We start from the raw sequence: 11,572 nt of genomic DNA, 5'->3' as shown, positions 1-11,572 counted from the left end.
CGTCATCGGCGGGGCGGCCGCCGGGAAGCAGGACGGATGCCGCGGCGACCCCGGCCGGCATGACCCCGGCCACCACGCCGCCCGCGAGCACGCCGCCGATGAACAGCAGGTTGACGAGCACCAGAGTCCACACGGCGTCGAGCATCTGCATGACCCGGCCCGTCCACCCTGCAGCGGCGTACGTCTCGGCGCTCATGAGCGCACCGTCTTCGAGCCGCTCCAGACCACCGCGTCGGCATCGATGGCGCTGAACGCGAGCACCGGGCATCCCGCGACGGGATCCCATGCGCCGAAGACCACGGCATCCAGCCCGGCGGCGGCTCCCGATCCGGCCGAGCCGGACGACGCGTCCGGGATCACCGTCAGATGGGTCGTGACCGGCTCTCCTGCGCTCATCAGATCCGACTCGATGCGCACGCGCTCGGCGTCGACGACGCCGGCGGTCTCCGGCGCGAAGCGCACGGCATCCCAGTCCCCTGCGACGGGCTCGGCAGCGGCGAGGCGCTCGGTGTCGTCGCCCGCGTACGGGTGCGGCGACACGACGGGCCAGCCCGTGGCGGTCCAGTGCACGCGACGGATCTGCGCCTCGTGCTCGGTCGGGGCGTCCGCGAAGCGCACGTGGTGCACCATGAAGGTGTCGGTGCCGTCGTGGAAGATCGAGTTGTGCCCCGGAGCGATCAGCCCCGCGCCGCCGGGAAAGCGCAGACCGCCGAGCACCTTGGTGCCGGTCGAGACGGCGTGCTCGTCGGTCGGCGAGGTGAGGTCGCGCCCCTGGTGGTCGAGGTACGGCCCCGTGATCGAGTCCGAGATGCCCACCCGCACGCTGTACGTGTCGACCAGCGAGTCGTACGACACGAAGAGCACGTGGCGACCGTCGCGCTGCACGACGTAGGCGCCCTCGATCGCGCCGTCGACACCGGCGGGTCGTCGGGCGATCAGCGTGCCCGGTTCGTCACGTCGGCGCCTGCCGGTCTCGAGCGCGAGCTCGACCGCGTGGATGCCGCCGAAGAACGATCCGTACAGCATCCACGGTGTGCCGTCGCGGTCGTACCCGACTGCCGCGTCGATCGCGTTGATCGTGTCGCGCGCGTGGTCCGTCGCGATCACGATGCCCTCGTCGCGCCAGGGACCGGCGGGCTCGGCCGCCGTGGCCAGTCCGATCGCCGAGGTGCGCGAGCCGAACGTCGACGCGGAGTAGTACATGTGCCACCGCGTCTCCCGCGGTACGTCACCCTCGGCATCGGCATCGGCGGTCGGCCAGCGCACCACCTCCGGCGCCCACAGGCCCACCGCCCCCGACCACGAGCCGGCGGGAGCCGGCACCCCCTTCAGCGCGGTGCCGCGGTAGGTCCACGTGACCAGGTCCGGCGAGGTGCGCACGTGCACGCCGGCCGGCACCCGGTCGAGCCCCGACGCGGCGTCGGTCGAGAACATGTACCAGAGTCCGTCGTCGCCGCGCACGACGGTCGGGTCGTGCGCGTTGCGCGCACCCCAGGTCGCGGTGTCGACGGTGTCTGCGGTGTCTGCGGTGTCTGCGGTGTCGATCATGCTCAGCCCTTGGCCCCGGTCAGCGCGACGGATTCGATGATCTGCCGTTGGAAGATCACGAACACCACGAGCACGGGGATGAGCGCGATGAACGATGCGGCCATGATCAGCGGGTAGTCCGTCTGGCTCGCGTAGGTGGCGTTGAAGCTCGCGATCACGAGCTGCAGTGTCTGCCTCTCCGGCGAGTTCAGGTAGATGATCGGCGCCAGGTAGTCGTTCCACACCGCCATGAACCACAGGATGAACTGCGCAGCCACCGCGGGGCGGATGGCGGGGAAGATCAGCGTCCAGAAGATGCGCAGATACCCGGCGCCGTCGAGTTTGGCGGCCTCGATGATCGAGTCGGGCACCGAGTCCAGGAACTGACGCAGGAAGAAGATCATCACGATGTTGCCGAACAGGCCGGGCAGGATGAGAGGCCACAGGGTGTCGACCATGCCCAGATCGCCGAACATCTTGAACTGCGGGATCATGATCGTCGGGAACGGGATCATGATCGCCACGAGCAGGGTGAGGAAGACGACGTTCTTGAAGGGCAGCCGCATCTTCGCGAACGCGAATGCGGCGAGTGCGCTGGTCGCGGTGCCCACCACCGTCACGCTCACCGAGACGACGATGCTGTTCCAGATGCCGCTGGCCAGCGGACCCGCTGACCACACGCGCAGATAGTTCTCCCACTGCACGGGGTCGGGGATCCACTGCGGCGGCAGCGCGAACACCGCCTCACGGGTCTTCAGCGACGTCGTGAAGGTCCACAGCAGCGGCGCGATCATGATGATCCCGCCGACGGCGAGCACGATCGTGACGACGACGTTCATCGAGCGGTAGGAGCGCGAGCGCATGCCGACCGGGGTCGACGAGTCGCCGATCGGGGCGCGTCGACGGCGGCGGCCGCCGGCGTCCTGAGGGAGCACTGCCACGGCGGTCGCGGGGGCGGGCGACGGCGAGGTCGAGGTCGTGAAAGTCATGGCTGCCTCACTCGATCGAGAACTGGGAGCGTCGGTTCATCTGGAACTGGATCGCGGTGATGACGAAGACCAGCAGCCCGAGAACCACGGACATCGAGGTGGCGTAGCCCATCTGGAGGTAGTTGAAGGCTTTCTGCCAGATGTACCAGACGATGGACGCCGTCGAGAACTCGGGCCCCCCGGTGGGGGTCATGATGTTGATCTCGATGAAGATCTGCGCGCCGCCGATGATGCTGGTCACGACGAGGAAGAAGGTGACCGGCCGCAGCATGGGAATCGTGATGTGGCGGAACTGCTGCAGGGCGTTCGCACCGTCGATCGCCGCCGCCTCGTACAGGTGCCTCGGCACCGACTGCAGGGCGGCCAGATACAGCAGCATCGAGAAGCCGACGCCCTTCCACACCGCCATGATGATGATCGCGGGCTTCGCGGTGGACGCGTCCTGCAGCCAGTTCGGGCCGTCGATGCCGAGCATCGCGAGCACCTGGTTGATGAGGCCGAAGTCGCCGTTGTAGGCCCACTGCCACAGGATCGCCACGGCCGCGAGCGACGAGATGACCGGCACGTAGTAGACGGTGCGGAAGAACGTCGTGCCGCGCATGCGCCGGTTCAGCGCGAGGGCAAGCAGGAGCGAGATGATCAGGCCGATGGGGATGCCGATCATCATGAAGACGGTGTTGCCCATCGCCTTCCAGAAGTACGGGTCGCCGATCATCTCGACGTAGTTGTCGAGACCGTTGAACGTCGGCTCGCTCAGGCCGTTCCACTTGGTGAACGACGCGTACACCGCGTACAGCATGGGATAGCCGATGAAGATGAGGAAGCCGATGACCGGAGCCGCGATGAAGGCGGCTGCGGCGAGGTGCTCTCGGCGGTGGAGTCGGGAACGTCGGATGGTGGTCGGAGAGCCCATCACGGCTCACCTCCTTTCGGGTACCGGATGCGGGTGCCGGGGGCGGGTGCCGGGGGCGCGCGTGCGCCCCCGGCCGACGATCAGCCGATGCCGGCGTCGGCGTTGGCCTTGTCGAGCAGCTCCTGCATGCGCGGCTGCACCTCATCGAGGTAGTCCTTCGCGCTCTGCTTGCCGTCGAGCACGGGCTGGATGTTCTTCCACAGCTCGTCGTACCACTCGGCGCTGTAGGTGGTGTTGGCGGGCAGTGCGCGGCCGTAGTCCTGCACGATGTCGAGGAACTCCTGCTTGTTCGCCGGCGGCGTGGTGGAGTCGGCGACCCACGTGTCGGCCATGTCGATGAGGTTCGGGATCTGCACGCCGTCGTCGACGAGCGACTGCTGCGCGGTCTCGTTCGTCGAGAGGTAGATCGCGAGCTTCGTGGCGAGGTCGGCGTTCTTCGTGCTCTCGCTGACGGCGATGCCGAGGGTTCCGGTCCAGGTGGCCGTCTCACCGGTCTTGCCGACCGGGTACGGGATGAGGTCCCACTCGAAGTCGAGCTTCTGGTACGTGGGCACATCCCACGGGCCGACCGGGAAGAAGCCGATCTCGCCCTGCATCCAGCGCTGGTAGGTGTCGAGCGTCTGCGAGTCGGAGCTCGAGGGGGTGACGGCGTCCTTCGTGCTCATGTCGGCGAAGAACTGCAGCGCCTCGACGAACTCGGGGCTGTCGACAGTAACCCGGGTGCGGTCGTCGTTGAGCCAGTCCCCGCCGTTCGACCACACGAACGACTGCAGGTTCCACTGCACGTTCAGCCCGGTGCCCCACTGGTCGAGCTTGCCGTCGCCGTCGTTGTCCTTCGTCAGCTTCTTGGCGACATCGATGAACTCCGCCCAGGTGTAGGGCTGATCGACGTCGGGAAGCGGGATGCCGGCCTCTTCGAACATCGTCTTGTTGTAGCCGAACGAGAACGGGCCGACGTCCTTCGGCATGGCGTAGATGTCGCCCTTGCCCATGAGCGCGCCGTCGAAGCGGTAGCTGTCGACCCCGTACGCCCACACGTTGTCGAGGTCGACCTCCTTCTCGACGGCCGCGGTGATGTCCTTGATGATCCCGGAGCGCACGTACGCCTGCACGCTGCCAGGGTCGACGTAGAAGACGTCGGGGACCTTCTTGCCGGCGATGGCCGCCTTGAGCTTGGTGCTGTACTCGTCGGCCGTGGTCATGATGATCTTCACGTCGACGTCGTTGGCCTTCTCGAACTCCTCGATCGCCTTGGTGTAGGCGGCCTTCTCGGCGTCGCTGCCTCGGAACATGAAGGTGAGCGTGCCGTCGTCGCTCGCCGCTCCGGATGCGGAGCAGCCGGTTGCGGTGATGCCGGCGAGCGTGATCACGCCGGCGATGGCCAGGATCCGTGACTTCATTGTGCGGGTCTTCCTCTCAGAGCTGACTTCGATGTCATCGCCCAGCGCCATGCCGCCCAGCGATCCTCACAGAATTTACAACGTTGTAGTAAACGTTGTAGGAACATTGTGACCCCACCGGCCGCCGCTGTCAACTGGACGCGGACGACTCGCGTTCGAGGATGCGGTAGTCGGCGAAGAGGGTCTGCGGCGCAGCATCCGCCTTGCCGCCGATGCGGGCCAGCAGCGTCGAGACGGCCGTCTTCGCGATCCAGCCGCGGCCGGGATCGACCGTCGTGAGCGACGGGATCGAGTACGCCGCCTCGTCGAGACCGTCGAAGCCGATCACCGAGACGTCGTGCGGCACCCGCAGACCCGCCTCCTGCAGTACCCGCATGGCGCCCAGCGCGAGGGTGTCGTTCAAGCCGAAGACGGCATCGAACTCCGCTCCCCTGGCGAGGATGTCGCGCATCGAATCGGCGCCGTTCGCCCGATGCCACAGCGTCGTGTACCCGACGATGGAGTCGTCGTACTCGATGCCGGCCGCGTCCAGCGCCTCGCGGTACCCCTGCAGGCGCAGCGCCGCGGATCCGACGATCTCGCCCTCGTGGGCGCCGACGACGGCGATGCGGCGTCGCCCCTGTGCGATCAGGTGCTCGGTGGCCGCGCGCGCCGCGTCGACGTTGCGCATGGTCACGTGGTCGGTCGGGCCGTCGAAGATGCGCTCGCCGAGCAGCACGAGCGGATAGGGCACGTCCAGAGCGGCCACGTCATCGGGCCCCATGCCGAGTGGGCTGAAGATCAGCCCGTCGGTGAGCTTGAGTCGCGAGCTGCGCAGCAGGTCGAGCTCGCGCTCGCGATCTGCGCCGGTCTGCTCGACGAGAACGACGACGCCGGCGGCTTCGGCCTCGTGGATGACCTGCGCGGCCAGCTCGGCGAAGTACGCCAGGCTCAGGTCGGGCAGGGCGAGAGCGATCGCGCCCGTGCGCCCCGACCGCAGGTTCCGTGCGGTGAGATTGGGCGTGTACCCGAGCTCGCCGATCGCCTTCTCCACCTTCGCGCGCGTGGCCGGGCGGATGTGCTCGTAGTCGTTGATGACGTTCGACACGGTCTTGATCGAGACCCCCGCCAGCCTCGCCACGTCGTGCAGCGTGACAGCCATCGGCATCCTCCCGCGTGTCGCCGGGCATCGGGGTGATGCCGCTCAGCCCCAGGTTACAACGTTGCACAGCATCGGTGCACGGCCGCGGTGCACCGCACGCGTCACCCCGGCCGTCGCGCTCGGCCGACCCGTCGCGCGTCGCCCCCGGGACATCGGCGCCCCGGGCGTCGCCGCCGTGTGAGGATGTGGGCATGCCAGGAACGCTCGCCCTCAACGACGGCAGTCGGCTTCCCGCCCTCGGGTTCGGGCTGTACAAGGTGCCGATCGAGCAGACCGCCGAGGTCACCCTCGCCGGCATCGACGCGGGCTACCGGCTGGTCGACGGAGCGCGGTTCTACGGCAACGAGCGCGAGCTCGGCGAGGCGATCCGATCGTCGGGGCGACGCGACGATCTGATGGTGGCCTCGAAGTTCTGGGGCGATCCGGTGCAGAGCCGCGAGCAGGCCATCGCCGACTTCGCGGATTCCGAACGCGAGCTGGGCGTGGGTCCGCTCGATCTCTACATGATCCACTGGCCGCGCTCATCGCGAGGCGCCTTCGTCGACGTGTGGCGCGGGCTCATCGAGCTGCAGCAGGAGGGACGCGTGCGCACGATCGGCGTCGCCAACTTCGAACCGTACGATCTGCACCGCCTCGTCGACGAGACCGGCGTCGCACCCGCGCTGAACCAGGTCGAGTCGCACCCGTGGCTGCCCCAGCACGAGCTGCGTGCCCTGCACGCCCGGCTCGGCATCGTGACGCAGGCGTGGAGCCCGCTCGGCCGCGGCCGCCTGCTCGATGACCCGACCCTTCTCGCCGTCGCGGCGAAGCACTCCGTCACGGTCGCGCAGGTGGTGCTGCGCTGGCATCTGCAGCTCGGCGGAGCCGCCGTCGTCAAGTCGACGCATCCCGAGCGCCTGCGTCAGAACCTCGACCTCGACGACGTCGCGCTCGACGACGACGACATGGCGGTCATCGCCGGCATGGAGAGCGGCGAGCGCACCGGCACCCACCCGCGCGACCGGCAATAGGCTGAGGCGCGCCGCGCGAGACCACTCGGTTTCGCGCGTATAGCGTTGCAGGACAGAACCCGACGAAGGACAGCGACCATGCGCATCGCCCTCACCGGAGCATCCGGCAAACTCGGCACCGTCGTCGCTCGCGAACTGCGCGCGAACGGCTGGGACGTCATCGGAATGGACGTCGTCGGCACGCGCGCCGACGACTTCGTGCAGGTCGACCTCACCGACTACGGTCAGGTCGTGGACGCGCTCACCGCGGTGGGCGACCGCCATGACGGCATCGACGCGGTCGTGCACCTCGGCGCGATTCCCGCGCCGGGCGTCCGCAGCGACGTGGCCACCTTCCACAACAACATGCCGGCGACGTTCAACGTCTTCTGGGCAGCCGTGCGACTGGGCATCCGGCGCATCGTGTACGCCTCCAGCGAGACGGTGCTGGGGTTGCCGTTCGACGTGCCGCCGCCGTACATCCCCGTCGACGAGGAGTATCCCGCGCGCCCGGAATCGGTGTACTCCCTGGTGAAGACCCTGGAAGAGCAGCTGGCGCGCGAGCTGGTGCGGTGGCATCCCGACCTGTCGGTCACGGCGCTGCGGTTCTCGAACGTGATGGTGCCCGAGTACTACGCCGAGTTCCCCTCCTTCGACGACGACGCCATGACGCGCAAGTGGAACCTGTGGGGCTACATCGACGCGCGCGACGGCGCCCAGGCTGTCGAGCGCGCACTGCAGGTGGCGAAGCCCGGGTTCGACCGCTTCATCATCGCCGCTGCCGACACCGTCATGTCGCGGCCCAACGCCGAGCTGATCGCCGAGGTCTTCCCCGATGTGCCGGTGACCCGCGACGTGGCGCCGAACGAGACGCTGCTCTCGATCGACCACGCCAGGGACGTGCTCGGCTTCGAGCCTGAGCACTCCTGGCGCGACCACGTCTGAGACCGGCGCTCACGCGTGAGAAACGGCAGGACGGATGCCGTCAGCCGGCGGCTTCCTCCGGACGCTCCTGCACCTCGATCGCGGCGGTGTCGGGCTCGTACTGCTCGATGTGCCGCTCGTCGACGCCGTTGTACGCCGACAGCGGGCGGATCAGGGCGTTCGAGGCCTGCTGCTCGAGAATGTGGGCGGTCCAGCCCACGATCCGCGCGGCGATGAACAGCGGCGTGAACGTCAGCGTGTCGTACCCGATCAGGTTGTACGCCGGACCGGAGGGGTAGTCGAGGTTCGGGTAGATGCCCTTGCGCTCGACGAACTCGGTCTCGAGCTTCTCGTACAGCTCGGCGACGTCGGGCCTGTCGTAATGCTCGACGAGGGTGTCGAGCGCGGCCTTCATCGTGGGCACGCGCGAGTCGCCGCGCTTGTAGACCCGGTGCCCGAAGCCCATGATCTTGCGCTTCTCGGCGAGCGCGGCGTCGAGCCATTCCTCGACACGGTCGGCCGAGCCGATCTCGTCGAAGATGTGCATGACGGCCTCGTTGGCACCGCCGTGCAGCGGTCCCTTGAGCGCGCCGATCGCGCCGACGACCGCCGAGTACAGGTCGCTGAGCGTCGAGGTGATCACCCGGGCGGTGAACGTGGAGGCGTTGAACGAGTGCTCGGCGTACAGGATCATCGAGCGGTTGAACGCGTCGACGACCGCCTGGTGCGGCTCTTCGCCGAAGGTCAGCCACAGGAAGTTCGCGGCGTAGTCGAGGTCGTCGCGCGACTCGATCAGCTCCTGCCCGCGGCGTCGGCGCTGACCGTACGAGACGACGGCCGGCAGCACCGCGAACAGCTGCAGGCTGCGCTGCAGGTTCTGCTCGGGCGTGCCGACCGCGTCGAGCACGCTGCCGGTGCCCGCGGTCTCGAACGCGCCGATCACGCTGACGGCCGTGCGCACCTCGTCCATCGGGTGCGAGTCGAGCGGCAGCGCGTCGACAGCGGCCTTCACCTCGGGGGTCAGAGCGCGGTGCCTGCGCTCGGTGGCGCGGAACTCGGCCAGCTGCGCTGCGGTCGGCAGCTCACCGTGCCACAGCAGGTACGCGACGGCCTCGAACGGCTGCGTCGCCGCGAGCTCCTGCACGGGGTACCCGCGATAGAGCAGGCTGTTGGTCTCGGGGTTGACCTTGCTGATCGCCGTCACATCAGCGACCACGCCCGCGAGGCCCTTCCTGATCTCGGATTCGCTCATTCGGTCACTCCTCGCTCGATGGTGAAGTTGAAGACTCCCGAGTCGAAGTGGTTGTACGACTCGTAGTCGATCAGATCATAGAGATCGGCGCGGTGCTGCATCTCGCCCAGCTTCGAGGTCAGGTGCCCCTCGTCGTTCAGCGTGTCGAGCGCGCGGCCCGCGGCGCCCATGGCGATGCGCAGCAGCGACACCGGCCAGATCACGATGTTCACGCCCGCGTCCTGCAGCTGCGCCACCGAGAACAGGTCGGACTTGCCGAACTCGGTCATGTTCGCCAGGATCGGCACGTCGACGGCATCCCGGATCGCGGCGAACTCGTCCAGCGACCGCATCGCCTCGGGGAAGATCGCGTCGGCACCGGCATCCACCAGCGCCTTGGCGCGGTCCTTCGCCGCCTGCAGCCCGTCGACGGCGGCGATGTCGGTGCGCGCCATGATGAGGAAGTTCTCGTCGCGACGCGCGTCGACCGCAGCCCGGATGCGCTTGACCGCCGTATCCGCGTCGACCACCGACTTGCCGTCGAGGTGTCCGCAGCGCTTCGGGTTGATCTGGTCCTCGATGTGCGCGCCGGCGAGACCGGCATCCTCAAGCGTCTGGATCGTGCGGGCGACGTTCATCGGCTCGCCGAAGCCGGTGTCGGCGTCGATGATGGCGGGCAGCTCGGTCATCCGCGCGATCTGCTGACCGCGGGCGGCGACCTCGGTGAGGGTGGTCAGGCCGATGTCGGGCAGCCCGAGGTCGGCTGAGAGAACAGCGCCCGAGATGTAGACGCCCTCGAAGCCCTTCTGCTCGATGAGCCGCGCGCTGAGCGGGTTGAACGCGCCGGGGAAGCGCAGCAGCTCGCCGGTGGCGAGCCGTGCGCGGAACGCGCGGCGCTTTTCGTGGGCGGGCGTGGTGGCGTACAGCATCAGGATCCTCCTTCAGCTTTCGAATCGCTCAACTGGCAGCAGATCCAGCCGGATGCCGGCCAGTTGAGCGATTCGAAGGTGGGTCAGACTAATCAGAACAGCCCCGTCGGGACGTCGGCGGATGCCAGGACGCCCTTCTTCGCGACGATCGAGAGCTGCTGCACCTCGTCGGCGGTCAGCTCGGGAAGACGCTGCACGAGTTCGAGGAACCGCTCGATCTCGGCGGCGTCCAACACCGGCTGCGCGAGGACGCGGAACTTGCGGATGTAGTTCTCCCGCACGAACGGGCGGGCGCCGAGCGGGTGCGCATCGGCGACGGCGATCTCGCCGATGACGGTGCTGCCGTCGGTCAGGGTGATCTCCACCCGGCCGCCGAACGCCTTCTCGGTGATGTCGGTCGAGTGGTAGCGGCGGGTCCACTCGGGATCCTCGACCGTGGTGATCTTGTGCCACAGCTCGACGGTGTCGGGGCGCTGCGCACGCTCGGGCGTGTACGAGTCGACGTGGTGCCAGGTGCCGTCCTGCAGTGCGACGGCGAAGATGTACGGCACCGAGTGGTCGAGCGTCTCGCGCGACGCCGTGGGGTCGTACTTCTGCGGGTCGTTGGCGCCCGAGCCGATCACGTTGTGCGTGTGATGGCTGGTGTGCAGCACGATCGACGCGATGTTCGCCGGGTCGCGCAGGGCGGGGTTGTCGGTGCCCAGTCGGCGGGCGAGGTCGATGATCGCCTGCGCCTGGTACTCCGCCGAGTGCTCCTTCGTGTACGTGTCGAGGATCGCCCGCTTCGGCTCGCCGGGTGCGGGCAGCGGCACCTCGTACGAGGCGTCGTTGCCGTCGAGCATCCAGGCGATCACGCCGTCTTCGCCTTCGTAGATCGGCGATGGCGAGGTCTGGCCGCGCATCGCGCGGTCGACGGCTTCGACGGCCATCTTCCCGGCGAACGCGGGGGCGTGCGCCTTCCAGGTCGAGATCTCGCCCTTGCGGCTCTGGCGGGTGGCGGTGGTGGTGTGCAGCGCCTGGCCGATCGCCTGGTAGATCGTCTCGGCGTCGAGCCCGAGCAGAGTGCCGATGCCGGCCGCGGCCGACGGGCCGAGATGCGCGACGTGGTCGATCTTGTGCTTGTGCAGCGAGATCGCCTTCACGAGGTCGACCTGGATCTCGTAGCCGGTGGCGAGGGCGCGCACGAGCGCGTGCCCGTCGGATCCGACGTGCTGCGCGACGGCGACGATCGGGGGGATGTTGTCACCGGGGTGCGAGTAGTCGGCCGCGAGGAAGGTGTCGTGGTAGTCGAGCTCGCGCACGGCGACGCCGTTCGCCCACGCCGCCCATTCGGGGCTGGTGCGCTGGTCGAGTGGGCAGCCGAACACGGTGCCGCCCTTGCCGCCGGTCGAGACGGGGTGGCTGAACGCCTGCGCGCGCGCGGCGTTGATCGGGGCGCGGGTGAGGGATGCCGCGGCGACCGCCGCGTTGTCGATCACGCGGTTGATGATCATGTCGGCGACCTCGGGCTCGACCTCGACGTGGTCGAC

At 68.4% G+C, this 11,572-nt stretch carries 11 protein-coding genes; 2 read left to right on the top strand and 9 right to left on the bottom strand.

Annotated elements, in window-relative coordinates; all coding sequences use genetic code 11:
• From RT309_RS10215 to RT309_RS10190, 6 genes are all read right to left on the bottom strand, one after another.
• A partial coding sequence (locus RT309_RS10215) for a DUF624 domain-containing protein (RefSeq protein WP_313356760.1) occupies positions 1 to 196 on the bottom strand: 196 nt, incomplete at its 3' end.
• Entirely contained in the window at positions 193 to 1,548 is a 1,356-nt protein-coding gene (locus RT309_RS10210; RefSeq protein ID WP_313356759.1) for an arabinan endo-1,5-alpha-L-arabinosidase, read from the bottom strand. The genes RT309_RS10210 and RT309_RS10215, both read right to left, overlap by 4 nt.
• A 2-nt stretch (positions 1,549 to 1,550) precedes the next feature.
• The gene (locus RT309_RS10205) at positions 1,551 to 2,516 is read right to left on the bottom strand and encodes a carbohydrate ABC transporter permease (RefSeq protein ID WP_313356758.1); all 966 of its coding nucleotides are present in this window, start codon (positions 2,514 to 2,516) and stop codon (positions 1,551 to 1,553) included.
• A gap of 7 nt (positions 2,517 to 2,523) precedes the next feature.
• A complete protein-coding gene (locus tag RT309_RS10200) occupies positions 2,524 to 3,429 on the bottom strand; it encodes a carbohydrate ABC transporter permease (protein ID WP_191712606.1) in 906 nt (301 codons plus the stop codon).
• An 80-nt stretch (positions 3,430 to 3,509) separates the two neighbouring features.
• On the bottom strand, positions 3,510 to 4,829 hold the full coding sequence (locus RT309_RS10195; protein ID WP_313356757.1) for a sugar ABC transporter substrate-binding protein: 1,320 nt from the start codon (positions 4,827 to 4,829) through the stop codon (positions 3,510 to 3,512).
• 130 nt (positions 4,830 to 4,959) lie between these two features.
• On the bottom strand, positions 4,960 to 5,970 hold the full coding sequence (locus tag RT309_RS10190) for a LacI family DNA-binding transcriptional regulator (protein ID WP_071642180.1): 1,011 nt from the start codon (positions 5,968 to 5,970) through the stop codon (positions 4,960 to 4,962).
• 191 nt (positions 5,971 to 6,161) lie between these two features.
• Here RT309_RS10190 and RT309_RS10185 point away from each other — a divergent pair, with 191 nt between their 5' ends.
• Entirely contained in the window at positions 6,162 to 6,980 is an 819-nt protein-coding gene (locus tag RT309_RS10185) for an aldo/keto reductase (protein WP_313356756.1), read from the top strand.
• Positions 6,981 to 7,058: 78 nt separating this feature from the next.
• A complete protein-coding gene (locus RT309_RS10180) occupies positions 7,059 to 7,904 on the top strand; it encodes an NAD(P)-dependent oxidoreductase (RefSeq protein ID WP_313356755.1) in 846 nt (281 codons plus the stop codon).
• A gap of 40 nt (positions 7,905 to 7,944) precedes the next feature.
• On the opposite strand, the gene RT309_RS10175 is transcribed toward RT309_RS10180, so the two are convergent.
• The 3 genes from RT309_RS10175 to RT309_RS10165 form a co-directional block, all read right to left on the bottom strand.
• Positions 7,945 to 9,135, bottom strand: a complete 1,191-nt coding sequence (locus RT309_RS10175; protein WP_313356754.1) for a bifunctional 2-methylcitrate synthase/citrate synthase — start codon at positions 9,133 to 9,135, stop codon at positions 7,945 to 7,947.
• On the bottom strand, positions 9,132 to 10,043 hold the full coding sequence (gene prpB / locus RT309_RS10170; protein ID WP_313356753.1) for a methylisocitrate lyase: 912 nt from the start codon (positions 10,041 to 10,043) through the stop codon (positions 9,132 to 9,134). Before prpB ends, RT309_RS10175 begins: the two co-directional genes overlap by 4 nt.
• Before the next feature lie 92 nt (positions 10,044 to 10,135).
• Positions 10,136 to 11,572 (bottom strand): MmgE/PrpD family protein (locus RT309_RS10165; RefSeq protein ID WP_313356752.1); only part of this gene is annotated, 1,437 nt, incomplete at its 5' end.

The sequence above is a fragment of the Microbacterium sp. genome (assembly GCF_032084865.1).
Classification (GTDB): domain Bacteria; phylum Actinomycetota; class Actinomycetes; order Actinomycetales; family Microbacteriaceae; genus Microbacterium.
The sequence above is the reverse complement of the archived record's forward strand: the minus strand, read 5'-3'. Positions and strand labels throughout refer to the sequence as shown.